The organism is Acidovorax sp. GW835-FHT14G06 (assembly GCF_058793595.1).
On sequence record NZ_JBXAGA010000004.1, the window covers coordinates 58,089 to 80,691 of the forward strand.

General features: G+C 62.4%; 22 protein-coding genes. 11 read left to right on the forward strand and 11 right to left on the reverse strand.

Annotated elements, in window-relative coordinates; genetic code table 11:
- Nucleotides 1–80: 80 nt before the first annotated feature.
- Entirely contained in the window at nt 81–728 is a 648-nt protein-coding gene (locus AC1Q64_RS07650) for a DUF47 domain-containing protein (protein ID WP_063461305.1), read from the forward strand.
- Nucleotides 729–747: 19 nt separating this feature from the next.
- Nucleotides 748–1,758 (forward strand): inorganic phosphate transporter, encoded by a 1,011-nt coding sequence (locus AC1Q64_RS07655; RefSeq protein WP_056747483.1) that lies wholly within the window; start codon nt 748–750, stop codon nt 1,756–1,758.
- A 117-nt stretch (nt 1,759–1,875) separates the two neighbouring features.
- Here AC1Q64_RS07655 and AC1Q64_RS07660 read toward each other — a convergent pair whose 3' ends face one another.
- Both AC1Q64_RS07660 and AC1Q64_RS07665 read right to left on the reverse strand, forming a co-directional pair.
- The gene (locus tag AC1Q64_RS07660) at nt 1,876–2,322 is read right to left on the reverse strand and encodes a TM2 domain-containing protein (RefSeq protein ID WP_492250935.1); all 447 of its coding nucleotides are present in this window, start codon (nt 2,320–2,322) and stop codon (nt 1,876–1,878) included.
- Between the two features lie 11 nt (nt 2,323–2,333).
- Nucleotides 2,334–2,855 (reverse strand): GNAT family N-acetyltransferase, encoded by a 522-nt coding sequence (locus AC1Q64_RS07665; protein ID WP_056061071.1) that lies wholly within the window; start codon nt 2,853–2,855, stop codon nt 2,334–2,336.
- A gap of 145 nt (nt 2,856–3,000) precedes the next feature.
- Between AC1Q64_RS07665 and rpsP the strand changes: the two genes are divergently transcribed.
- The 6 genes from rpsP (at nt 3,001) to AC1Q64_RS07695 (ending at nt 7,198) form a co-directional block, all read left to right on the forward strand.
- Complete coding sequence (gene rpsP / locus AC1Q64_RS07670) at nt 3,001–3,252, forward strand: 30S ribosomal protein S16 (protein ID WP_015013104.1); 252 nt, start codon at nt 3,001–3,003, stop codon at nt 3,250–3,252.
- 74 nt (nt 3,253–3,326) lie between these two features.
- Nucleotides 3,327–3,899, forward strand: a complete 573-nt coding sequence (gene rimM, locus AC1Q64_RS07675) for a ribosome maturation factor RimM (RefSeq protein WP_099729608.1) — start codon at nt 3,327–3,329, stop codon at nt 3,897–3,899.
- 24 nt (nt 3,900–3,923) lie between these two features.
- Nucleotides 3,924–4,682, forward strand: a complete 759-nt coding sequence (trmD, locus tag AC1Q64_RS07680) for a tRNA (guanosine(37)-N1)-methyltransferase TrmD (protein ID WP_099729609.1) — start codon at nt 3,924–3,926, stop codon at nt 4,680–4,682.
- Between the two features lie 128 nt (nt 4,683–4,810).
- The gene (gene rplS, locus AC1Q64_RS07685; RefSeq protein ID WP_099729610.1) at nt 4,811–5,197 is read left to right on the forward strand and encodes a 50S ribosomal protein L19; all 387 of its coding nucleotides are present in this window, start codon (nt 4,811–4,813) and stop codon (nt 5,195–5,197) included.
- Between the two features lie 91 nt (nt 5,198–5,288).
- Nucleotides 5,289–6,011, forward strand: coding sequence for a CoA pyrophosphatase (locus tag AC1Q64_RS07690; protein WP_291433738.1), 723 nt, complete (start codon nt 5,289–5,291; stop codon nt 6,009–6,011).
- Nucleotides 6,012–6,211: 200 nt separating this feature from the next.
- On the forward strand, nt 6,212–7,198 hold the full coding sequence (locus AC1Q64_RS07695) for a CobD/CbiB family protein (protein WP_492250936.1): 987 nt from the start codon (nt 6,212–6,214) through the stop codon (nt 7,196–7,198).
- Between the two features lie 47 nt (nt 7,199–7,245).
- Here AC1Q64_RS07695 and rsgA read toward each other — a convergent pair whose 3' ends face one another.
- The 3 genes from rsgA to AC1Q64_RS07710 are packed head-to-tail and all read right to left on the reverse strand — an operon-like array spanning nt 7,246 to nt 9,845.
- A complete protein-coding gene (gene rsgA / locus AC1Q64_RS07700) occupies nt 7,246–8,190 on the reverse strand; it encodes a ribosome small subunit-dependent GTPase A (RefSeq protein ID WP_492250937.1) in 945 nt (314 codons plus the stop codon).
- A 12-nt stretch (nt 8,191–8,202) separates the two neighbouring features.
- Entirely contained in the window at nt 8,203–8,541 is a 339-nt protein-coding gene (locus AC1Q64_RS07705; protein WP_099729612.1) for a 4a-hydroxytetrahydrobiopterin dehydratase, read from the reverse strand.
- Nucleotides 8,538–9,845, reverse strand: a complete 1,308-nt coding sequence (locus tag AC1Q64_RS07710; RefSeq protein ID WP_291435375.1) for a M48 family metallopeptidase — start codon at nt 9,843–9,845, stop codon at nt 8,538–8,540. The genes AC1Q64_RS07705 and AC1Q64_RS07710 overlap by 4 nt, the downstream gene beginning before the upstream one ends.
- 37 nt (nt 9,846–9,882) lie before the next feature.
- Here AC1Q64_RS07710 and orn point away from each other — a divergent pair, with 37 nt between their 5' ends.
- The gene (gene orn / locus AC1Q64_RS07715; RefSeq protein WP_056062110.1) at nt 9,883–10,476 is read left to right on the forward strand and encodes an oligoribonuclease; all 594 of its coding nucleotides are present in this window, start codon (nt 9,883–9,885) and stop codon (nt 10,474–10,476) included.
- 216 nt (nt 10,477–10,692) lie between these two features.
- Here the strand turns inward: orn and AC1Q64_RS07720 are convergent, their stop codons facing one another.
- Complete coding sequence (locus AC1Q64_RS07720; protein WP_143227242.1) at nt 10,693–10,872, reverse strand: hypothetical protein; 180 nt, start codon at nt 10,870–10,872, stop codon at nt 10,693–10,695.
- On the opposite strand from AC1Q64_RS07720, the gene AC1Q64_RS07725 reads away from it, so the two are divergent.
- Together AC1Q64_RS07725 and AC1Q64_RS07730 are read left to right on the forward strand one after the other, a co-directional pair.
- Nucleotides 10,871–12,739, forward strand: coding sequence for a DEAD/DEAH box helicase (locus tag AC1Q64_RS07725; protein ID WP_492250938.1), 1,869 nt, complete (start codon nt 10,871–10,873; stop codon nt 12,737–12,739). The genes AC1Q64_RS07720 and AC1Q64_RS07725 overlap by 2 nt on opposite strands.
- A gap of 142 nt (nt 12,740–12,881) precedes the next feature.
- Nucleotides 12,882–14,351: a sensor domain-containing diguanylate cyclase gene (locus AC1Q64_RS07730; protein ID WP_492250939.1), complete on the forward strand. Its 1,470-nt coding sequence runs from the start codon at nt 12,882–12,884 to the stop codon at nt 14,349–14,351.
- 12 nt (nt 14,352–14,363) lie between these two features.
- Here AC1Q64_RS07730 and AC1Q64_RS07735 read toward each other — a convergent pair whose 3' ends face one another.
- The 5 genes from AC1Q64_RS07735 to bcsE all read right to left on the reverse strand — a co-directional run bounded on the left by AC1Q64_RS07735 (nt 14,364) and on the right by bcsE (nt 22,603).
- Entirely contained in the window at nt 14,364–15,596 is a 1,233-nt protein-coding gene (locus AC1Q64_RS07735; protein ID WP_291435381.1) for a multidrug effflux MFS transporter, read from the reverse strand.
- Nucleotides 15,597–15,771: 175 nt separating this feature from the next.
- Nucleotides 15,772–17,349 carry a cellulose biosynthesis protein BcsG gene (bcsG, locus tag AC1Q64_RS07740; protein ID WP_492250940.1) on the reverse strand — a complete coding sequence of 526 codons (1,578 nt, stop codon included), beginning with the start codon at nt 17,347–17,349 and terminating at the stop codon, nt 15,772–15,774.
- On the reverse strand, nt 17,346–19,616 hold the full coding sequence (gene bcsA, locus AC1Q64_RS07745) for a UDP-forming cellulose synthase catalytic subunit (protein ID WP_492250941.1): 2,271 nt from the start codon (nt 19,614–19,616) through the stop codon (nt 17,346–17,348). The genes bcsG and bcsA overlap by 4 nt, the downstream gene beginning before the upstream one ends.
- Nucleotides 19,617–19,798: 182 nt before the next feature.
- Nucleotides 19,799–20,590: a cellulose biosynthesis protein BcsQ gene (gene bcsQ, locus AC1Q64_RS07750; protein ID WP_291435385.1), complete on the reverse strand. Its 792-nt coding sequence runs from the start codon at nt 20,588–20,590 to the stop codon at nt 19,799–19,801.
- Nucleotides 20,591–20,782: 192 nt separating this feature from the next.
- Nucleotides 20,783–22,603, reverse strand: coding sequence for a cellulose biosynthesis protein BcsE (gene bcsE, locus AC1Q64_RS07755; protein ID WP_492250942.1), 1,821 nt, complete (start codon nt 22,601–22,603; stop codon nt 20,783–20,785).

Consider the following 22,603-nt stretch of genomic DNA (forward strand, 5'->3'; position numbering starts at 1 on the left):
ACTCGTCATGTCACGAAAGCGTCATGGTTTTGTCATGGCGCGGCCTTTTCTCACCATTCGTTCCCGATCCAGGAGTTTTCATGCTGTTTGCCAAGCTGTTGCCACGCGAAGGCAATTTTTTCGAAATGTTCAACCAGCATGCGGACCGCATCGTCGAGGCGGCCCGGGCCTTCTCGCAACTGGTGGCCAACTACAGCGACCCGCACCTGCGCGACAAGTACAACCAGGATGTGGACAACGCCGAGCGTGCCGCCGACCGTGTGACGCACGAGGTGAACAAGGCCATCCACAAGACCTTCATCACCCCCATCGACCGCGAGCAGATCCACACGCTGATCAACACCATGGACGATGTGGCCGACCTGATCCAGGACTCGGCTGAAACCATGGCGCTGTACGACGTGCGCCACATGACGGAAGAAATCACGCGCCTCACGGACCTGAGCCTCAAGTGCTGCGAACGTCTGCGCGATGCCGTCAAGCTGCTGGACAAGATCGCCGACCCGGCCGTGGCCGAGGCCGCGCTCAAGACCTGCGAAGAAATCGACAGGCTCGAATCCGACGCCGACCGCGTGATGCGCAGCGCCATGAGCAAGCTGTTCCGCGAGGAGCCTGATGTGCGCGAGGTGATCAAGCTCAAGGCCATCTACGAGCTGCTGGAGACGATCACCGACAAGTGCGAGGACGTGGCCAACTGCATCGAGGGCATCGTCCTCGAGAACTCCTGATCCGCGCAGGCTGACCAGTATGGAAACCGTACAGACGGCCCTCTGGGTTGTGGTTCTGCTTGTGGCCCTGGCAATCCTGTTCGACTTCATGAACGGGTTCCACGACGCGGCCAATTCGATCGCCACGGTGGTCTCCACCGGCGTGCTCAAGCCCGCTCAGGCGGTGCTGTTTGCCGCCTTCTTCAACTTTGTGGCGATCTTTGTCTTTCATCTGAGCGTGGCAGCGACGGTGGGCAAGGGCATCGTGCAGCCCGGCATTGTGGACACGCACGTGGTGTTTGGCGCCCTGGTGGGCGCGATCACCTGGAACGTGATCACCTGGTACTACGGTATCCCCAGCAGCTCCTCGCACGCGCTCATCGGCGGCATCGTGGGGGCCGTGATTGCCAAGGCTGGTGCGGGCGCGCTGATCTCGGCGGGCATCCTCAAGACCGTGGCGTTCATCTTTGTCTCTCCGCTGCTGGGGTTTGCGCTGGGCTCGCTCATGATGGTGGCCGTGGCCTGGATCTTCCGGCGCACGCGCCCGAGCAAGGTGGACAAATGGTTCCGCCGGTTGCAGCTGGTATCTGCAGGCGCCTACAGCCTGGGGCATGGCGGCAACGACGCGCAAAAGACCATTGGCATCATCTGGCTGCTGCTGATTGCCACGGGGTACTCGTCGGCGTCTGACGCTTCGCCCCCTACCTGGGCCATCATCAGCTGCTACGTGGCCATTGGCCTGGGCACCATGTTTGGCGGCTGGCGCATTGTGAAGACCATGGGCCAGAAGATTACCAAGCTCAAGCCAGTGGGCGGCTTCTGTGCCGAAACGGGCGGGGCGCTGACCTTGTTCCTGGCCACCACGCTGGGTATTCCTGTGTCCACCACGCACACCATCACGGGCGCCATCGTCGGTGTGGGCTCCACCCAGCGCGCCAGCGCCGTGCGCTGGGGCGTGGCGGGCAACATCATCTGGGCGTGGATTCTGACCATCCCGGCGAGCGCATTTGTGGCCGCCGTTGCTTACTGGATCAGCCTGCAGTTGTTCTGATGGCCGAGTGGTCCTGAATGCTATTGAATAAATAGCAGGCCAGGCAATCAGTACTAGCGCATACGCCCCATTGAGTGTGAATTCGATGGGGCGTTTGCGTATGTGTCTGCCAGCAGATCACTGCGAGATCTTGCGCGCTTCCTCGATCTGGTACTCGAAGTACCGCTGGAAACTGAACGCCAGGCTGGCCATCAGCACCGTGGTGCCTATCAGCAGGGACACCACGATGGCGCCCACCGTGATCCATTGCGTCCTGCCCGGCGCGGCATCGGGTGCTGCGCTGGGGTTGTAGCGTGCATTCCATGTCTCGGGTGTCATCAGCGCGTACAGGATGGCACGCAACGCACATGCGGCAATCGTGAAGCCCAGCAGCGGAATCAGCACCCAGCTGTAGTGGTCGTCCTGGCCGAGTTGCTGCACCCGCTGGATGCCATAGATGCCCAGCGCAGTGGGGATCGGCAACAACCAGCCGAGCATGTCGGACAGGCCATGCAGGTAAAAGCGGTGCAGGCCCAAAGGCCCGCCCACGAAGGCGAGCCAGGCCGCCACAGTTTTGTTTTTCATGGAGTGCTGCTTTATTCGGGGGAGGTGGTGTCGCCCGCGCCCAGGGTCTTTTCCATGAGCACGATGTCGCGCCAGGCGCCGAACTTCCAGCCCACCGAGCGCATGATGCCCACATCGGTGAAGCCCAGGGCCCGGTGCACGCCGATCGAGCCTGCGTTGGCAGAGTCTCCAATCACCGCCAGCAGCTTGCGCACGCCAGCCGCTTCGGCCTGTACCGCCAGCTCGGCCAGCAGCTTGCGGCCCAGGCCCATGCCGCGGGCCTGGTCGGCCACGTAGATCGAGTCTTCGGCCGAGAAGCGGTAGGCCGGGCGGGGCTTGAACCAGTTGGCATAGGCAAAGCCCAGCACTTGACCGTCTTTCTCCGCAACCAGCCAGGGCAGGCCACGCGCCAGCACGTCAGCGCGGCGGCTTGCCATGTCGGCTTCGGAGGGGGGATCTATCTCGAAGGTGCCCGTGCCGTGGAGCACATGGTGTTGGTAAATGGCCGTGATGGCAGGAATATCGCTGTCAGTGCTGGGGCGGATAGAGGGCATTTTGGGGAAATGGATATAATCGCAGGCTTTGCAGCGTGTCGCTGGCCGGGTGGCCATGTCGCGTGTCTCAAGCGTTGCGAATATGGTTGCGAACACTGTGGCTTACGGCAAATGTTGCCGGAGTTCACCACCCGAAGGATAAATCATGGTCGTCATTCGACTCTCCCGCGGCGGCTCCAAGGGCCGTCCTTTCTTCAATATCGTCGTTGCTGACAAGCGCGTGCGCCGTGATGGCCGCTTCATCGAGCGCATCGGCTTCTACAACCCCACCGCCAAGGAATCCGAAGAAGGCCTGCGCATCGTGCAAGACCGCCTGGCTTACTGGGTGGGCGTTGGCGCACAGTCCTCCCCCACGGTGGACCGCCTGATCAAGCAAGCCGCCAAGAAGGCTGCTTAAAGCTCCCTGAAAAGGGCGGGTTCCGTCGGCTGGTCTGGCGGAACCCGCCCTTTTCTCATTCTGGATTCACTGCCATGGCCACCACACCGTTGACCCTCGAACCCGCAGAACTGCCTGCCGATGCCGTTGAAGTGGGGCGCATCGCGGATGCCTGGGGCGTCAAGGGCTGGTTCAAGGTGCTGCCGCACAGCAGCAATCCCGAGGCGCTTTTTTCGTCCAAACGCTGGTACCTGCAGCCCTCCGAGCGGGGTGCCAAGACCTTCAGTGGCACCGTGTTGCTGCCCATCCGCCAGGCCAAGGACCATTCGGACTCCGTAGTGGCCTGGGCGCAGGGCATTGACGACCGCAATGGCGCGGAGGCACTGCGGGGTGCGCGGATTTTTGTGCCACGGTCCAGTTTTCCATCCACCTCCGAAGACGAGTACTACTGGGTCGATCTGATCGGCCTGTCGGTCTTCAACCGTGAAGGTGTGGCGCTGGGTGAGGTGCGCGAGTTGATGTCTACCGGCCCCCAGACCGTGCTGGTGCTGGCCTATGAGCAGGACGGCAAGGCACAGGAGCGCATGATTCCGTTTGTCTCGGCCTTCGTGGACAAGGTGGATCTGGCCGAAAAACGCATCACCGTGGACTGGCAGCCCGACTACTGACCGCGCCGTCACGAGCCGCGCCCTATGCGCTTTGACATCATCACCCTCTTTCCCGAGCTGTTCGCGCCCTTCCTGGCGAGCGGTGTGACCCGGCGCGCCTACGCGAGCGGCCAGGTCGATGTGCGCCTGTGGAACCCACGGGACTATGCCGACGGCAACTACCGCCGGGTGGATGACCGCCCGTTTGGCGGTGGCCCGGGCATGGTGATGATGGCTGAGCCCTTGGCGCGGTGTCTTGCGGCCATCCGGGCAGAGCGTGGTGAGCCCGAGGGCGGCGAGGCGCCGCTGGTTCTTTTTTCTCCCATTGGCGAGTCGCTGAACCACGCCGCCGTGGAGCGCTGGTCTGCCAGCGAGGGGGCCGTGTTGCTGTGTGGACGCTATGAAGGCATCGACCAGCGGTTCATTGACACCCATGTGAATGTCCAGATGAGCCTGGGCGACTTCGTGCTCTCGGGCGGCGAGATTGCCGCCATGGCCCTGCTGGACGCCGTGGCGCGCCTGCAGCCCGGGGTGCTCAACGACGAGGGCAGCCACCAGCTCGACAGCTTCAATCCCGCGCTCGATGGCCTGCTGGACTGCCCGCATTACACGCGGCCCGAAGAGTGGGCGGGGCAGCAGGTACCTGCTGCCCTCCTGTCGGGCCACCATGCGCAGATCGAACGCTGGCGGCGTGATCAGCGCCTGGCCACCACGGCCCGCCACCGGCCTGATCTCATCGATGCTGCGCGCAAAGCGGGGCGTTTGGCACCCGCCGATGAGGCGGTATTGGCCAAGCTCGGCTAAATTGCTATAATCAAAGGCTTTTCGATCCTCTGGCCGGCCGTTTTGCCTGGGAGTTCTCCCGCAAAACACTGAGACGTCAATCCCGATGCAGCCATTTTTGGCGCGGACAAGATCACTAGGAAACTCACATGAACCTGATCCAGACCCTGGAAGCGGAAGAAATCGCCCGCTTGAACAAGACCATCCCCGAATTCGCCCCTGGTGACACCGTCATCGTGAGCGTGAACGTGGTGGAAGGTACCCGCAAGCGCGTGCAGGCTTACGAAGGTGTGGTGATTGCCAAGCGCAATCGCGGCCTGAACAGCGGCTTCACCGTGCGCAAGATCTCCAGCGGCGAAGGCGTGGAACGTACGTTCCAGACCTACAGCCCGTTGATCGCCGGCATCGAAGTCAAGCGCCGCGGCGACGTGCGCCGTGCGAAGCTGTACTACCTGCGTGACCGCAGCGGCAAGTCGGCACGTATCAAGGAAAAGCTGCCACAACGCGTCAAGGTTGCTGCCGCCACCGCCGCTTAATTCAAGCAAGGCGAGGGCCTGTCCTGACAAGCCGCTACAGCATCAGCCTGTAGCGGCTTTTTGCTTTTTTGGTCCGTGGAACCTGCTTCTTGTGAACCCTACTTCTCCTCCTGCCGTGTCGTCGGTCATTGCGCCTTTGTCGAGCCTGCCCGATTTTGACCCCCGCATGGTGCCGGTGGTGGGTGTGGATGCCCACCTGCCCGCCGTGTCACTGGCTGCGCAAACGCCCGATGCTTTGCGCGCGCGTTTTGCGCAACCACCCCAGTGGGAGCCAGAGGTGGTGCTGGAGAAGCAATTCATGAACCGCGAGCCAGCCCATGCGTCCGTGTTGCTGGCTATCGTGTTGCGCGAGCAGCCCGTGGTGCTGTTGACGGAGCGCACTGCACACCTGTCCACGCATTCCGGGCAGGTCGCTTTCCCGGGTGGTCGCGCCGATCCGGAAGATGCCAGCCCTGCCGAAACCGCCTTGCGCGAAGCACAGGAGGAAGTGGGGCTGGACCGGGAGTTTGTCGAGGTGCTGGGAATCTTGCCAACCTATGTGACTGGATCGTCGTTCATCATCACTCCAGTGGTCGCCCTGGTGCGGCCAGACTGCGTGCTTCGGCCCAACCCGTATGAAGTGGCCGACCTGTTCGAGGTGCCGCTGGCCTTCCTGCTCGATCCGGCCCACCACCGCCGCCATGTGTTCGACCGCGATGGCGTGCACCGTGAATGGTTCTCCATGCCCTATCAGAAGGGCGACAAAACCCATTTCATCTGGGGCGCTACGGCTGGCATGCTGCGCAATTTCTACCGGTTCATGATGGCTGAATGAACCCCCTTGAGTCGCTTTGGCGGCTTCCTCCGCTGGGGGGCGCCTCCGGTTTGGCGGGGCGGCCCTTGCGCAGGGGCACTGGCTCAGGCTGTGCCGGTTTCTAGGGTTGCGAGCGTGTTGCGCTCTTCGTGGTGCATGTGTCGCTGAGGTTCGGCGGAATCACGTGCTCCGGTGGCTTGGCGCCAGTATCATTGCCCCCCATGAGTTTCTTCGCCATCCTGTTCGCTCTGCTGATCGAGCAGGCCCGCCCTCTGGCTCGCAGCAATCCTATCCATGCGGGGCTGCGTGCATGGGCGCTGTCCGTAAGCCGCAATTTCGATGCGGGCAAGTCGCACCACGGCTGGGTGGCGTGGAGCCTCGCGGTACTCGTCCCCGCTCTGGTCACACTGGCCATCCACTGGCTGTTGTTGTGGGGCCTTGGTTGGCCGTTTGCTGTGCTCTGGAGCGTCGCCGTGCTGTACGTCACGCTGGGGTTTCGGCAGTTCAGTCACCACTTCACTGGCATTCGCGATGCGCTGGAGGAGGGCGATGAAGATTCGGCGCGCGAGCGTTTGGCGCACTGGCAGCAGGTGGACGTAGGCGCGCTGCCGCGCAGCGAAATCGTGCGCCATGTGATTGAGTATTCGGTGCTGGCAGCCCACCGGCACGTGTTTGGCGTGCTGGCCTGGTTCTCGGTGCTGGCTGCACTGGGTTTGGGGCCGACGGGGGCGGTGCTTTATCGCCTGGCTGAATTTGTCTCGCGCTACTGGCATTACAAGCAGCGCACGGGCGCCTTGCCCGCTAGCGAATCCCTGCAACAGGCCTCAGCACAGGCCTGGACCGCCATCGACTGGTTGCCCGCTCGGCTCACGGCATTGAGCTTTGCGGTGGTCGGTAGCTTTGAAGAAGCGATTGAAGGCTGGCGTTTTCACGCGCAGCGATTTCCCAACGACAACGATGGTGTGGTGCTCGCCGCGACGGCAGGTGCCATCAATGTGCGCCTGGGCGGTGAGGCGTTGAAGGCACGTACCGAGCTGCATGCGCCGCAAGGCCTGGAGATTGACGCCGACATGGGCGACAGCGATTCCACCCCCGGTCGCGAGCCCGAGGTGGGTCACCTGCGCAGCGTGGTGGGCCTGGTGTGGCGCTCGGTGGTGGTCTGGATGCTGCTGCTGGCACTGCTGACGCTGGCGCGTTTGCTGGGCTAGCCAGTTTTTGTGGCGTTATTTGGCGCAGCGCTGCTGGCAGATGCCAGTCAATACCGGGTGTGACTCAGCTCTTCAAATAAATCGCTATATATTTTGTAGCGAGAGGGGCTTATTCCTCCAGCACCTGGGCCCTGTTTGACGGCGTCCAGCACACCACACCCTGGTTCATGCAGGTGGGTGCAGTTGTAGAACTTGCAGGCTGTTGCGTGCTCGGCGATGTCGGGCATGCAGGCCGCCAATTGCATGGGGGCGATGTGGTGCAGCCCGAATTCCTGGAATCCTGGCGAGTCGATCAGCGCTGTGGTGCGCGCTGCATCCATCCAGTACCAGTGGGTGCTGGTGGTGGTGTGTTTGCCCGAGTTCAGCGCCTGTGAAATTTCGCCGGTCAGTACCGAGGCGCCTGGCACCAGCAGGTTGATCAACGTGCTCTTGCCGGACCCCGACGGGCCCAGCACCAGCGTGGTCTTGCCCTGCAGGTGTTCCATGAGCAGGGCGCGGTCCACATCGCTGGACAGCGTCAGCGACAGCGGCAGTACGCCATAGTGTTTGCCTGCGCCCATGTGCCGGTAGGGCAACAGGCGCTCCCACGCACGGGCAAAGGGCTCGACCAAATCACTCTTGTTGAGGGCAATGATGGGTTTGATGCCCTCGGCCTCTGCCGCAATCAGCGCGCGGGCGAGCTGGCTTTCGGAGAACACCGGTTCCGCCGCAATCAGGATGAGCACCTGATCGAGGTTGGCAGCAAATGACTTGGTGCGGATCTCGTCCTGTCGGTAAAACAGGTTGCGCCGCTCCTTGACCTTTTCGATGGTACCTTCTTCGCCTTGGCCGGGCGGCGGTGCTTGCCACAGCACATGGTCGCCGACGACGGCCTGGCTTTTTTTACCACGGGGGTGGCAGATGCGGCGCTCCCCATCGGGGGTCTCGACCATGCAGTGGCGGCCATGGCTGGCCACCACGGTGCCTTCCATGAGGGCGCTGCGTTCAGCCATGGTGGGCCTGTGTCACAGCGAGACCAGCGCGTCGAACTGGGTGGCACACTCGAAGTCGGTGCTTGAGATGCCGTGCACGTCGTGCGTGTTCAGTCGCACCACGCAACGGTTGTAGTGCACCGACAGATCAGGGTGGTGGTCTTGCGCGTTGGCGATGAAAGCCAGGGCGTTCACGAACGAGATCGTCTCGTAGTAATTGGCAAAGTGGTAGGTCTTCTCGATGGCGACGTTGGCACCGTCACCACTGAGGCTCCAGCCCTCCAGCTTGGCTAGGTTTGCTACTACTTCTGTAGCTGTCAGGGCCCGGCGTATCAGCGTGGACCAATCTTTTTTCTTCAACATGGTAGTCATGGGTGGACAGGGGTTTGCATGCGCGCCAGTCGTTCAGTGGCGGGCGGATGCGAGTAGTAAAACTTCACGTATACCGGATCGGGTGTCAGCGTGGAGGCATTGTCTTCGTACAGCTTGAGCAAGGCCGACGACAGGTCGGCGCCGCTGGCCTGGGCTACGGCATACGCGTCCGCCTGGAATTCATGGCGACGCGATTGTTGCGAAAACAGCGGCGAGATGAAGAAGGTGAACACCGGCACGACGAGCATGAACAGTAACAGTGCCAGCGCATCATTGGGTGCGGCGGCGATGACAGGGTCGAGCGAGATGTTGGGTCGCACGCCCAGCCCGGTGTAGAACCACACCTGGGTGGAGAGCCAGCCCAGCAACGCAAAGCCCGCCAGGCTCAGTGCGAACAAGGTCACGATGCGCTGGATGATGTGGCGGTGCTTGAAGTGGCCCAGCTCATGGGCGAGCACGGCTTCGACCTCGCCAGGCGCCAGCTGGCGCAGCAGGGTGTCGTAAAACACCACGCGCTTGGCGGCACCAAAACCGGTGAAATAGGCGTTGGCGTGCGCGCTGCGGCGGCTGCCATCCATCACGAACAGCCCCTTGGCCGAGAAGCCGCAACGCTGCATCAGCGCAGTCACGCGGGTCTTGAGCGACTCGTCTTCGAGCGGCTGAAATTTATTGAACAACGGTGCAATGAAGGTGGGGTAGATCACCATCAGCAGCAGGTTGAAACCCATCCAGAAACACCAGGCCCACAGCCACCACAGCGGGCCTGCAGCGCCCATCAACCAGAGGATCAGCGCGGCAATGGGCAGCCCGATGATCGCGCCCACCAGCAGCCCCTTGAGCGCGTCCGCCAACCACAGGCGCCAGGTCATCTTGTTGAAGCCAAACCGTTCTTCCACCACGAAGGTCTGGTACAGCGACAGGGGCAGGTCGATCAGGCCACTGATGGCGGCAAAGGCCACCAGCAATGCTATCTGTTGCCACATGCCGCCGCCCAGTGCGGCAAGCAGTGTCTGGTTCAAAGAGTCCAGACCGCCCAGCAAGGTCCAGCCCAGCAGCACGGCCGCGCCCAGCGCCATCTCCAGCATGCCCAGCCGGGCCTTGGTGATGGTGTAGTCGGCCGCCTTTTGGTGCGCCGCCAGGGCGATGCGCTCGGCAAACGGTACCGGGACCGCAGCGCGATGGCGTGCTACATGCCGGACCTGGCGCGTCGCCAGCCAGAACTTGAGGGCCAGGCCCAGCAGCAGCGCGGCTGCAAAGGCCAGGGTGAACAGCAAAGAGGGGGAAATGTCGTCAGAGGTGGGCATGTGCGGCGAGTTTAGGCCATCGGCGACAATGCGCGCCATGTCAGAAGCCAACAACCCCACCCCTGCCACGCTTGCCAAATCCGACCAGAACCTGGTCTGGCTGGACTGTGAAATGACCGGCCTGGAGCCCGACACCGACCGCCTGCTGGAGATCGCCGTGGTTGTGACCGGTCCGAGCCTGGAACCCCGCGTCGAAGGCCCCGTGTTCGCCATTCACCAGCCGGATGAATTGCTGAACAAGATGGATGCCTGGAACAAAGGCACGCACGGCCGCAGCGGCCTGATCGACAAGGTGAAGGCGTCCACGGTGACGGAGGAGGAAGCGGAGCAGAAGATCCTTGCTTTCCTGGCCCAGTACGTCCCCAAGGGCACCGCGCCCATGTGCGGCAACAGCATTGGCCAGGACCGGCGGTTTCTGGTCCGCTACATGCCCAAGCTCGAACGGTTCTTTCACTATCGCAACGTAGATGTGAGCACGCTCAAGGAGCTGGCCAAGCGCTGGAAGCCTGAGGCTTACACCAGCTTCAAGAAGGCGCAAAAACACACGGCCCTGGCAGATGTCCACGAGTCCATCGACGAGCTGGCGCATTACCGCCAGCACCTATTGGCCGTGGATGTGAAAACGTCCTAAGTTGCTGCTCCTCTTTCTTGGTGGGGAAGGGAGGAGGGCAGTAGTTCCGCGTGATGTCCGCCCCTGGGCGCGCGTGCATTACGAAGGCGCGCGAAAGAATTCGGCGCAATCGAGGTGGTTCCCCCGGTAAAAGCAAAGGGGGTATTGCGGGCAAACCCTTAATCGTGCAATAATCGCTGGCTGCGCAGGAATTCCTCGCAGATTGTGCATCTCCCCTCACACACCGGGCTTGCCAGCCGACTGTCCATCGACAGTGCAGGACTGGCGAATAATGCCCACCCGCTCCGGCCTTTTCTGCGCCAGCGCAGGTTTCGTTTGATGGTTGATGTTTTTTAACCATTTGACGAAGCCAATCGTGGGCTGCGCCCGCGACCGTCTTCGTGAGAGAAAAATCATGACCGACACCTCTTTGGTGCAGGGCGAATTCGCGCCTGCAGATACTTCCTTTGCTGCCGACATTTCCGTGCAGTCTTCCCCCCTGGACGCCGTGGCATCTGCTGTCGAAGCCGACGCTTCCGTGACCGCTGAACCCAACGGCTTCATTGAGCTGGGCCTGGCCCCTGAACTCGTGCAAGCTGTGGCTGACCTCGGCTACACCCAACCCACCAGCGTGCAGCTCAAGGCCATCCCCCTGGCGATGGGCGGTGGCAATGACTCCACCAAGTTCATTGACCTCATGGTCTCCAGCCAGACTGGCAGCGGCAAGACCGCCGCCTTCCTGCTGCCCGTGCTGCACACGCTGATCAACCAGCAAGCCGCTGCCGAAGCCGAAGAGCGCGCCGCTTTTGAACGCGCCGTGGCCGAAGCCGCTGCCCGTGGCGAACCTGCTCCCAAGCGTGCCAAGCGCAAGGACCCCACAAGCTCGCGCAACTTCAAGGCCGCCACCCCTGGTGCCCTGATCCTGTGCCCCACGCGTGAACTGGCTCAGCAAGTTGCGCACGACGCCATCGACTTGGTCAAGCATTGCCGCGGCCTGCGCGTGGCCAACGTGGTGGGTGGCATGCCCTACCAGCTGCAGATCGCCAAGCTGCAGAACGCTGACCTCGTGGTGGCAACACCCGGCCGTCTGCTGGACCTGCAGCGCTCGATGCAGATCAAGCTCGACAAGGTGCAGTTCCTGGTCGTTGACGAAGCCGACCGCATGCTCGACCTGGGCTTCTCGGACGACCTGGCCGAACTGAACCAGCTGACCGCTCAGCGCAAGCAGACCATGATGTTCAGCGCCACCTTCGCGCCCCGCATCCAGCAACTGGCCATGCGCGTGATGCACGATGGTGGTTCGTCTGTGCAAAAGGTGACCATCGATTCTCCGCAAGAGAAGCACGCCAACATCAAGCAGGTGCTGTACTGGGCCGACAACGCCCAGCACAAGCGCAAGATGCTGGACCACTGGCTGCGTGACACCACGATCAACCAAGCCATCGTATTCGCCAGTACCCAGGTGGAGTGTGACGGTTTGGCCAACGACCTGCAGCAAGAAGGCTTCTCGGCCGTGGCGCTGCACGGCGCCCTGAGCCAGGGCCTGCGCAATCGCCGTTTGATGGCGTTGCGCGCTGGTCAGGTTCAGATCCTGGTGGCCACCGACGTGGCCGCGCGTGGTATCGACGTGCCCACCATCACCCACGTGTTCAACTTCGGCCTGCCCATGAAGGCTGAGGACTACACCCACCGCATTGGTCGTACCGGCCGTGCGGGCCGCGATGGCCTGGCCATCACGTTTGCCGAGTTCCGCGATCGCCGCAAGATCTACGACATTGAGTCGTACAGCCGCCAGCAGTTCAAGGCCGAAGTGATTCCGGGCATGGAGCCCTCGCAGCGCGCGCCGCAGGCACCTCGCGGTGGCGATTTCGGTGGTGGCCGTGGCGCCCCAGGCCGTTCATATGACAACCGTGACAACCAGTCGCGCGGTCGCTTCGGTGGTCCCGCACGCGGTGGCAATGATCGTGGTGGTTTTGGCGGTGGGTTTGCTGGTCGTGACAACCGTGGCGCCCCTGCCCGTGGTGAAGGCGGCGGCGGTTTTGCTGGCCGCGATGACCGTGGCGGCGACCGTGGTTTTGCGCCGCGTCGTGACGGTGAGGGTTATGGCCGCAAGCCTGGCTTTGGTGACGCGGGCCGTGGTGGCTTTGCTCCCCGTGGCGATGCGGGTGCACCGCGCGGCGATTTCGCTCCTCGCAAGCCGGCGTTTGCCAAGCCTGCTGGTGGTGCTGGCAAGCCCTTCGTGGCCCACGACGCCCGCAAGCGTCCTGCACGCCCCGCGCGCTGATCGCTGACAGTTTGGTGGCCTAGCGCCACCGCTGTTGCAAAGGCTGGTACCGCAAGGTGCTGGCCTTTTTTCATGGTAGACGCCTTTTCAGCCGCAGATGCCATCGGCGACTCGTCAATAATGGCCGCCGGAGGAATCTGCTGTGTCGTCTTCTTTATCTTCGAGTGCGGACTTTGAGCACATGTTCGGGCTGGCGCCAGTGTCGCTCTGGTTGGAGGACTACAGTGCGCTCAAGCAGCTATTTGACCAGTGGCGCGCCGAAGGCGTGACTGATATCCGCACGTATCTGGCCCAAGATCCGGCCCGCCTGCGGGCCTGCAGCTCCGCACTCAAGGTGCTCAAGGTCAATCAGCGCACACTGGACCTGTTTGCCGCCGAGAACCAGCGGGTTCTGGAGGCCAACCTGGACAAGGTGTTCCGTGACGACATGCACGACGCGGTGGCGCATGAACTGTCACAGCTGTGGGACGGACAGCTGGAGTTTTCCAACCAGACTGTGAACTACGCGCTCGACGGGCGGCGGCTGGATGTGCAGATCCGTGCGCGTATCTTGCCCGGGTATGAGGACAACTGGAGTCGTGTGCTGGTGTCGCTTGAGGATGTGACGGGCACTGTACGCGCTGGTGCTGAACTGCGCCGCAGCGAGCAGTATGCGCGTGACCTGTTCGAGCATTCCCCGGTGTCCTTGTGGGTAGAGGATTTCAGCGCGGTCAAGAACCTGCTCGATGGCGTGCGTGCCCAGGGTATCGACGATTTCAAGACTTTCATCCGGGTGCATCCTGAGTTCGTGACGCGCTGCATGCACGAAATTCGGGTGATCGATGTCAACCAGCAGACACTGCGCATGTTTGGTGCCGCGAGCAAGGAAATGCTGCTGAACAATATCAGTCGAGTGTTTCGCGGAGAGATGCATGAGTCCTTTGCAGAGCAGCTGCTGGACCTGTGGGAAGGCAAGACCTTCCAGCAGCGGGAGGTGGTCAACTACTCCTTGTCTGGCGACGCGGTGCATATACACATGCAGTTCTCGGTGCTGGCCGACCACATGAGCGACTGGGGCCTGGTGCTGCTGTCGCTGGTGGACATCACGGCGCGCAAAAAGGCCGAGGCTTATCTGGAGTACCTGGGCAAGCACGATGTACTCACGCAGTTGCGCAACCGCGCCTTTTACGCGGAAGAGCTCAACCGCCTGACCCGCAAGGGCCCTTGGCCGCTGTCCGTTATCGCCATTGATCTCAATGGTCTCAAGGTCGTGAACGACGAGCAGGGCCACGCAGCGGGGGACTCCCTGCTGCGCCGTGCCGGCGAGGTGTTGGCCAAGGCCGTGGATACCCCGGCCTGCGCAGCCCGCATTGGTGGAGATGAGTTCATGGTGTTGCTGCCTGGAACGGACGAGCGCGGGGCCATGGCATTGCAGGAACGCATTTTGTCGATGCTTGAACTCAACAACCAGTTCTACCCCGGCCAGCATCTGAGCCTGGCCATGGGGATTGCCTGTTGCCAGTCGGGAGATGCGGTGGAGGCAGCGATCCACCGCGCAGACCAGGCGATGTATGCAGAAAAGAACCGGTATTACCAGCAAAAGAACGTGGACCGGCGTCAGTCCAGTCCTTGATCAGTGTCCTGATCAGAGGTGGACTGGCGTACGACCTATCTCGGGCCAGCGATGGTGCAGATAGATCCAGGAAAGCATGCCGATGCACAACATCAGCAGCGATGACAGTGCCAGTAAAACGGTGGAGTGCATCACCAGCGGTGCTATGAGGCCCGCCACCAGCCCATTGGCCGAAGAACCGACAAACGCCTGCATGGACGAGGCCATGCCCCGACGCTCCGGGTAGAGGTCCAATACCAGCAAAGTCACCACGGGCACCATCAGCGCCCAGCCAAAAGAGAACATCGCGATGGGTGCCAGTGCCCACCAGGCGTGGGCGGTGAACAGCAGATTGGCTGCCAGGTTCAGTACAGCCACCGAAAACATGATGACAAACCCGTGGCGGATCTGGCGCTTGGGGGGGATACGCCCCGCGAGCCGTCCACTTAGCCACGCGCCGCCCATGATCCCCGAGATGGTGAGCACAAAAAACCAGAAAAATTGCGTGGGTGCCAGCGACAGGTGCTCTCCCAGAAATGCAGGGGCCGAGAGCACGTACAGGAACATGCCATTGAAGGGCACGCCACTGGCCAGAGCCAGCAGCACAAAGCGCGCACTGGTGCCCAGCTGTACGTAGCCGCGCATCAGGTGGCGCACATGAAAGGGCTGGCGCTGCTCCACATGCAGGGTCTCGGGCAGCAGTCGGAAGTTGGCCGTCCACAGCGCAACCCCCACCAGGGTCAGGAACCAGAAGATGCTGTGCCACCCAGTGTGGACAAACAGCCAGCCTCCGATGATGGGAGCAATTGCTGGAGCCACTCCAAAGTAGATGGTCACCTGGCTCATAACCTTCTGCGCTTGTGCAGGAGGGAACATGTCGCGGATCACCGCGCGGGAGACCACGATGCCTGCCCCCGTGGACAAACCTTGCAGGGCGCGAAAAAAGACCAATTGACCAATCGTTTGTGACAGTGCGCACCCGGCGGATGCCAGCGTGAACACGGCAATGCCCCACAAGATCACGGGCCTGCGCCCGAAGCTGTCCGCTAGCGCGCCATGGAACAGACTCATGAACGCAAAGCCGAACAGGTAGGCGGACAGCGTCTGCTGCATTTCCACCGGCGTGGCTCCCAGTGCCGCAGCGATGCCCGAGAAGGCGGGGATGTAGGTATCGATAGAGAAAGGCCCGAGCATGCCCAGCACAGCCAACAGGATCGCGAGCGCCCAGCGGGGTGCTTTCCAGAGCAGATGGGCTTGTGGGTTCATGGGTGGTGGCAGATGGGTGTTAAGGGCACGCGAAAGGACATCGCACCTCCGCAGCATCGCAGGATGGTGCGAGGTGCGGATAGATTATGCGGGACGTATGCGGCCGCTTGTCGAAGAGGGGGGGGCTGTTGCGCAACCCCTCGTCACGCGCCCTTCAGGCTTTATGCCAACGCCGTCAATAGTTGTAGGGAACCCATTCGCCGTTCCCCGAGCGCATCAGGTACTTGCCCTCCATGTTGCGCATGACGATCACATCGGCGTTCTCTGACACAAAGGGGGTGGTGACCGGGGCCGCAAGCCGTTCCGCCAACGGGCGTGCGGAGTCGGCGTAAGGGTTATCGCGAATCAGATCGCCCAGCAGGGTGTACAAGCCCAAGTAGCTCATCGGCTGGTTCACGACTAGGGGGCCGGAGGGGGCGGATGCCTCCGACGGCTTCATGCCCACCAGCTTCACTGCCGCAGGGACAAGGGTGATGCGGGGGCCCGGAATCTCCCGCATGCCAGACATCTGCATCTTGTCTCCGCGCAGCGATGCTCCATGCTCGGGGACCAGCACCACGACCACAGGGCGGCCTGCTGCCTCCAGTTCGGCAATGAACTTGTCGAAGTCAGCCAACAGCTGCACCAGACGGGGCTTGAACGTCTCCAGGCTGTTGCGCGAAGCCATGCCAGGCACCCTGTTGCCATCGTGCAGGGATATGGTGTTGTAGTAGAGTGCCACGGGCCCTGCGCTTCGGTCATTGCTGCGCTTCTTCCACCACTGCGCCAGCAGGGCGTGGTCGTTATAGATGGGCGAGCCATCAAAATTCTGCATGTGCACAGGTGCGCCCTGATTGGACTGCAGCTTGCCAGCAAGGCCTCCGCGCTGTTCTAGCGCATGGGCAAACTCTTCGTACACACCGTCGTGGTTGAGCAGCGCAGCGGTCTGGTAACCCACTTTTTCCAGGTTGGGAAACACATAGCACTGCGGATCAATGCCCTCGTACAGCTTGTTGTGCGGCGTTTGCCCGCAGGTGCCGTGCAATACCCGCAGCGAGGCCGGCCCGCTGTAGCTGGCGGCACTGTTGAAGTTGGTGAACAGCACATCAAAACGCTTGAGGAACGGGTTGTCCCGCTGTCCTACAAAGTCCATGTCATCCCACGACAAGGAGCACACATGCAGAAGGATGATGTCGAATGCCGGGGGCGCATTGGGCGCGGTGAACTGGACGCGCCTTTGGCTTTCGCTGGCGTAAAAGCGCAGTAGTAGGGCATCAGGCGAGGTGTCCTGGCTGGCGTTGGGTGCGGCGCCTCGGTTCTTGCCGTCTGCCGTGGCCACGGTGGCCTGCGGGGTGGCTGCCTGCTCCTGCAAGGCCGCTACCACCGGCACACTCAACAGGGCCAGCAGTGCGAAGGTCCCTGCACGTACCCGTCGGGCCAATGCCAAATAAAGCACGATACCGACCAACCCCGCCACCAGCATTTCAGGGTTGAAAACCCGCTGGGCGAGCTCCAGCCAATAGTCTGCGCTGAATCCGCTCAGCGCTTTGAGCTGTGACAGCACGCGCCCTGGGCTGGGCAGGTACGAGTCTGCATACAGGAGCGCTACCGCTGCTGGCAGGGCAACTGCAGTGCGTGCACGTCGCCACCCAGCGTGTGGAATGGGGGGCAGCATGGATAGCCACAGCAGGAGGTTCAACCACCAGTTCAGGCCAATATAGCCACCGAAGTACAGCCCCACCTTGGCAAGGAAAATCAGGTGCCAGAAGCTCATGCCTGCAGCCCTTCCTGACTGCGCTGTTTGCTAAAGGGCCATCGGCTGCGTGCCGAATCTATCAGCGAAATCCAGAACTTGCGGTAGCCCAGCACACCCAGTTGCGCGATTTCCTGCAAGCCGTGCAGGGGGCGGTCGGTGTCATGGCTGTCGTTCCATTGCCGCCAGGTGTCTGGTCGAGCAAAGGTGCATTGCACCAGGTCGATTTGTTGTTCGCGCGTCATGGGGTCGAACTGAAAACCGGTGGAGCTCTGCCCCCTGTGCAGCATCGCCGTGGCAGGAAAGGTGCATTCCGTGTCGCTGCGCCACAGTCCAATCTGCACTTTGTCCCCCACGACCAGCGGGGTGCCTTCTGGCAGTTGTAGTCCCACGCCGGTCATAGAGAAGTCGATGCAAAGGGCCTGCAACACAGTGCCATCGTCCTTGTACAAGGTCGCAGGCAACTGCGTGGCGACGCGGTGCATTCGCCGCACCTGGCGCGCCTCGGACGCAACACCCAATGCAGCACCTAGCATGAGAATGCTGTACACCGTCCACAGCAGATTGAGGAGTACGGTGGCCGTTTCCTCGGTGTTCCAGAAGAACAAGCGGAGGAGTCCCATGCCAAAGGCCGCAAAGTTGAGCAGCACCAGCACGGTGTATGGGCGGGAGATCACCCAGTCGAAGTACGGCTCATCCACCAGCCCGCCCTTGGCAGTCACGTTGAACTTGCCCAGACGCGGGTTGATAAGCGCCACCGTGGTGGGCAGTGCCACGTACCAGGCCAGCACGGTTTCATAGACCTCGGCCCAGAAAGTGTGTCGGTGCTCGCCTTGCAAGTGCGCGTTGGCAATGTTCGATTGCAAGATGTAGGGCAGCACATACAGGGCGATCATGATGGCGCCCGCGTTGATGATGTGCCATTCAAAGAACAGGAAGGCCATGGGAGCGGTGAGGAACACCAGCCTCGGAAGCCCGAAAAAGAAGTGCACCATGGCGTTGGCATAGCAGATGCGTTGCCAGACCGTGAGCCCCTTGCCCAGAAAGGGGTTGTCCACACGGAAGATCTGCGCCATGCCGCGCGCCCAGCGGATGCGTTGGCCTACATGGGCCGACAGGCTTTCTGTGGCCAGGCCAGCGGCCTGCGTCTCATTGATGTAGGCCGTGGTGTAGCCGCGCCGATGTAGTTTGAGCGCGGTGTGGGCGTCCTCGGTCACCGTTTCCACGGCGATGCCACCCACTTCCATCAGAGGGCCGCGGCGGATCACCGCGCACGATCCGCAGAAGAAGGTCGCGTTCCAGAAATCGTTGCCGTCCTGGATCAGGCCATAGAACAAAGCGCCTTCATTGGGCACGCGCCGGAAGGTGCCCAGATTGCGCTCGAACGGGTCGGGCGAGAAGAAGTGGTGCGGCGTTTGAAGCATGGCGCACTTCGGATCGCGCTGAAACCAGCCCACGGCCGTGGTCAGGAAGGATCGCGTGGGGATATGGTCGCAGTCGAAGATGGCGACCAGCTCGCCATCGGTTTTGCCCAGCGCATGGTTCAGGTTGCCTGCCTTGGCGTGGTTGTTGTCAGGTCGCACGATGTAACCCACACCCATCGATTCGGCGAATGCACGGAATTCCTCGCGCCGGCCGTCGTCCAGGATGAAGACCTTGACCTTCTCCCTGGGCCAATCCAACGCCATCGACGCCAGCACTGTGGTGCGCACCACGCTCAGCGGCTCGTTGTAAGTGGGGATGTACACGTCTACGGTGGGCCAAGACGCAGGCGTGCCTTGCAGTTCGGCTGGACGGCGGTGAAGGGGCCAGGCAGTCTGTATGAAGCCTAGCACCACCACAAGCCAGGTGTAGGCCTCTGCAGCCAGCAGGCCGTAGCCCAGGAAGGATTCGATGACCGAATCGAATTCGATGGAAGAGGTCAGTCGCCACCAAGCATAGCGCCCCATCGCGAGCAGGCTGATGGCGGCAAGCGCCAGCGATGGATAACGGCCTGGCAGGCGCCGCAGCACCAGGGACAGTCCCCAGCAAAGCAGCATGAACAACAGTTGCCCAAACCAGTTGAAGGGGGTGGTCATGACCACCAAGCCCGTCACCGCGCCCACGGCCAGGATCACCCAGCGCAGACCAGGGATTTCGAGGGCAGGTGTGAGCCACTGGTCGGCCAGCCGCATGCCCTTTCCCACGTTGACGTGGGTGGCCAGACGGTCCATGGCGCGCAGAAAAAGCCGGATGGGCCAGAAAAGCAGTGTCAGCGCCAGTGCCAGGGTTCTCCAGAGCCAGCGCATGGTTGAGCAAAGTCCTGCCCAAAGCCCGCGCACTGGGCGCAGCAACCAGGGCCGCAGCGCGCGCTGCGGCGAGGGAGGCAGGACAAAGCAGCGCCAGAGCCACATCCACCAGGGAGCTCCGGGGTCAACCTCCAGCCAGCCTCGGAGCCAAACCAGCGCCCTGTGTGCGGAAGCTGGGTCTGTCATGGTTTGGCGGCTCCAGCAGCGGGTGTCGGCAGCGGCTGCAACGGGGGCGCCGCGGACAGCCAACGGAAGATGCCCTGGAGATCGTGCGAGGACTGCGCGTGCGGTGCCATGCTGTTCACGCACTGCGATGTTGCAAGCGCACGTGAGAGGTTTTCGTCTTCGTGCACGGTGTAGGGCAGCAATTGGCCTCCCCACTGCTGTCGCAGTGTGCTGAGCGCCTCACGGTGCGATGTCCGGCGTGGGTCAAAACGCGCCACCGCGATGCCCTGTGCATGGGGAGCTGCTGGTGATGTCTTCAGCATGGTGTTTACATTGTCAGCACTGGCGCATCCGCGTGCGGATGCTTCCAGTACCACCAACACCGTGTCTGCGCAGCGCAGCGCAGCATCCGCAAGAGGCGAGGGCCATTGCGGTGTGTCCAGCAGTACCGTGCAGTGTTCCGGCACGTCGAGCAGTTCCATCTGTTCTTGCAGCCACTGCGGGTTGGCCTCCAGCAGCTTGTGAAGCGACGTGATGGTTTTCGGCGCAGCCGGACCGAATGGCAGAACGCTGACGCCGTCAGCGTTGTCGAAGCTGCCGTCCGCCCACCATGAGCCCTGGGCTGCGAGTGCCGCCCACCCTTGTGTGGCGGGGCGGGGCATGCCCAGGTGAATGCCCAGCAGATTCTGGGCACAGAGTTCCACGGCCAACATGTTCTGGCCTTGATGGGCGCCCAGGGACGCCAGGTGTGCGACCAAGGTGGTACGCCCGGACCCACCGAGCGGCGAAACGACAGCAATCACACGCATGCAAACTCTTTGTTCATGGGGCCTTGTGCATCCCGCCTTGCGGAGGAATGAGGGATTCGCTTGGCGGTAGGTGGGGACGATATGGCTGTACGCAGCGCAGCGGTTGGCGAGCCTGCAGGACGCGGCGCAGGAGCCAGGCGCAAGGCCAGGCCAGCAGAGCACCCAGCAGCATGTAGACAAACATCCATCCTGTCATGTGGATGTCCTCCCAAGGGGGCGCGGAACGACACGCCGTCCGATGGGATGGAGGCGCATGGGCAGTCTTGTTGCAACTAGAGGCAAGGCTGTGGGCTGCAGGCTCTCTGCGCTGGCGTGCGAAGGCAGTGCGGGTACGTCCGCTGGTACCTGCGCCACAGGCTGTGCAGGAGGATGCACCAGAGCTGCAGGTGCGGGCGCGCTGATGGCGATCAGGATGGCACTGTAGTCCTGCACACCCTTGCGCAGGGACTCCTGTAACTGGTCGGCCATCGCGCGTATGCCGGTCTCTGAGCAGTCCGTAGCCTGCGAGGTGAACAGCTGGGTCAGCGGCAGCGCAAATACACGCTGCAGTGCCAGCTCCACATCGGGCTCCCGGCAGGCAAACAGGAACACGTAGACAGCTTCGTGGTCCGCAGTGAACAGGTCACCGTCGCGCGAGGTATGGCATGCGCGCAACGCATCGAGGTGCGGAATCTGGTCCAACATGTTCAGCCGCACCAGGCTGTGTGACAGACCAATGCCTTGGGTACGGTCGAGCATGCCGCGTACCAGCGCGCAGAACCGTGCCGGGGCCTGGTAGCCGCGCTCGCGGGGAGGCATGAAGCTGTCAAGCGCCTGTGCGTAGTCAGGGTGCACTCTGCGGGTGTGGCTCTGTGTACTGATGTCTTGCAGTAGTTGCAGTAGTCTTGAGAACCCCACCTCTTTGTAGACCACCACGGTGGCGCCCAGATGCAGCAGGGCCTGTTCGCTGTGGGTGCGCAACTTGCCCAGGTTTTCGCGCACCACGATCTTGAGGGTGGGGGGGCGCGAAAGACGCAACTGGTGCACCAGGCGGGCGCGGGCTTCAAAGTCGCTAGCCGCGCCCGCGTCGATCAGCACAGTGGACGCCACGCTGGTGGCTGCCGCCACTTCGATGTCCTCCAGGTCGTCCACGATGCGCCAGTGGCCAGGCACACCGCGCTGACCCTCTACCGATGCCCGGGTTGCCAACACACTCCACTGGTCTGCTGCAGTGACCAGCTCGGGTATGGCACCCTGGGTACGGGTGCCGTCCGCTGTAAGGCGGTGTGTGCTGACGTCGTGGACCAAGCCAAAGGCGGTCTGAAAAAGGGCCCCCATGTCCGAACCCCAGCGGTCCAGATTGAGACGCCAGCGGTCAGCGTCGGCGTTCAGGGTGGCGATGTGCATGGACATCTGGCACAGGTTGCGCAGCGTTGGCAAAAGCGCAGTGGTGTCCAGCGGTGGCGAGAACGCTAACACCACCGGGCGCTGTCGCTGGCGGCACAGGGCGCTGAGCTGGTCACTGACCCGGGCGAGTTGGGTCATGCTCAATCCGGACAACAGGTTTTGTGCGTCGCAGAGATAGAGTGCGTGCTGTGGCAGCAGGCCAGTGCGTTCAAGCTCCTGCATCAGTGGGAGGAGACCATGGCGCTGGACGTGCACCTGCATGCCAGGCGATAGTACCCAGAGCTTGATCTTGCCCGAGCAGTAGGCCGCCCGCACTGCGGGGCGTTCCAGGAGTTCGTCCAACCACTGCGTGCTGGACGCCACCAGCCCCAAGGGGCCAGCGGCCAAAGCGTCTTCGATCAGCGCAGGGAACCATACCGCAGCGCTTCCGCTGTCGGCGGCAACCAGAGAGACGGGTACATGGGAGGGCAAGTGGCCAATGCCATCTGGCAGGTCTGCAATGCCGATGGTCGTCGTCGGTTGGACGGCGCTGGCAGTGCCCAACGAGGGCCTGAGGCGCATGGCGAGCGAGCGCAGAACACCCGGTGCAGGGGGGCTCTTGCGTTGTGATGCAGATGCAAAGGACAT

What these genes read in the sequence shown, in the direction of transcription:
- bcsE (WP_492250942.1), bottom strand. Translation starts at nt 22,603, where the DNA reads ATGTCCTTTGCATCTGCATCACAACGCAAGAGCCCCCCTGCACCGGGT.
- bcsG (WP_492250940.1), bottom strand. Translation starts at nt 17,349, where the DNA reads ATGAGCTTCTGGCACCTGATTTTCCTTGCCAAGGTGGGGCTGTACTTC.
- trmD (WP_099729609.1), top strand. Translation starts at nt 3,924, where the DNA reads ATGCGCTTTGACATCATCACCCTCTTTCCCGAGCTGTTCGCGCCCTTC.
- AC1Q64_RS07660 (WP_492250935.1), bottom strand. Translation starts at nt 2,322, where the DNA reads ATGAAAAACAAAACTGTGGCGGCCTGGCTCGCCTTCGTGGGCGGGCCT.
- AC1Q64_RS07710 (WP_291435375.1), bottom strand. Translation starts at nt 9,845, where the DNA reads ATGCCCACCTCTGACGACATTTCCCCCTCTTTGCTGTTCACCCTGGCC.
- AC1Q64_RS07705 (WP_099729612.1), bottom strand. Translation starts at nt 8,541, where the DNA reads ATGACTACCATGTTGAAGAAAAAAGATTGGTCCACGCTGATACGCCGG.
- rpsP (WP_015013104.1), top strand. Translation starts at nt 3,001, where the DNA reads ATGGTCGTCATTCGACTCTCCCGCGGCGGCTCCAAGGGCCGTCCTTTC.
- bcsQ (WP_291435385.1), bottom strand. Translation starts at nt 20,590, where the DNA reads ATGCGTGTGATTGCTGTCGTTTCGCCGCTCGGTGGGTCCGGGCGTACC.
- bcsA (WP_492250941.1), bottom strand. Translation starts at nt 19,616, where the DNA reads ATGCGCTGGCTCTGGAGAACCCTGGCACTGGCGCTGACACTGCTTTTC.
- orn (WP_056062110.1), top strand. Translation starts at nt 9,883, where the DNA reads ATGTCAGAAGCCAACAACCCCACCCCTGCCACGCTTGCCAAATCCGAC.
- AC1Q64_RS07695 (WP_492250936.1), top strand. Translation starts at nt 6,212, where the DNA reads ATGAGTTTCTTCGCCATCCTGTTCGCTCTGCTGATCGAGCAGGCCCGC.
- AC1Q64_RS07665 (WP_056061071.1), bottom strand. Translation starts at nt 2,855, where the DNA reads ATGCCCTCTATCCGCCCCAGCACTGACAGCGATATTCCTGCCATCACG.
- AC1Q64_RS07655 (WP_056747483.1), top strand. Translation starts at nt 748, where the DNA reads ATGGAAACCGTACAGACGGCCCTCTGGGTTGTGGTTCTGCTTGTGGCC.
- AC1Q64_RS07650 (WP_063461305.1), top strand. Translation starts at nt 81, where the DNA reads ATGCTGTTTGCCAAGCTGTTGCCACGCGAAGGCAATTTTTTCGAAATG.
- AC1Q64_RS07725 (WP_492250938.1), top strand. Translation starts at nt 10,871, where the DNA reads ATGACCGACACCTCTTTGGTGCAGGGCGAATTCGCGCCTGCAGATACT.
- rplS (WP_099729610.1), top strand. Translation starts at nt 4,811, where the DNA reads ATGAACCTGATCCAGACCCTGGAAGCGGAAGAAATCGCCCGCTTGAAC.
- AC1Q64_RS07720 (WP_143227242.1), bottom strand. Translation starts at nt 10,872, where the DNA reads ATGATTTTTCTCTCACGAAGACGGTCGCGGGCGCAGCCCACGATTGGC.
- AC1Q64_RS07735 (WP_291435381.1), bottom strand. Translation starts at nt 15,596, where the DNA reads ATGAACCCACAAGCCCATCTGCTCTGGAAAGCACCCCGCTGGGCGCTC.
- rimM (WP_099729608.1), top strand. Translation starts at nt 3,327, where the DNA reads ATGGCCACCACACCGTTGACCCTCGAACCCGCAGAACTGCCTGCCGAT.
- rsgA (WP_492250937.1), bottom strand. Translation starts at nt 8,190, where the DNA reads ATGGCTGAACGCAGCGCCCTCATGGAAGGCACCGTGGTGGCCAGCCAT.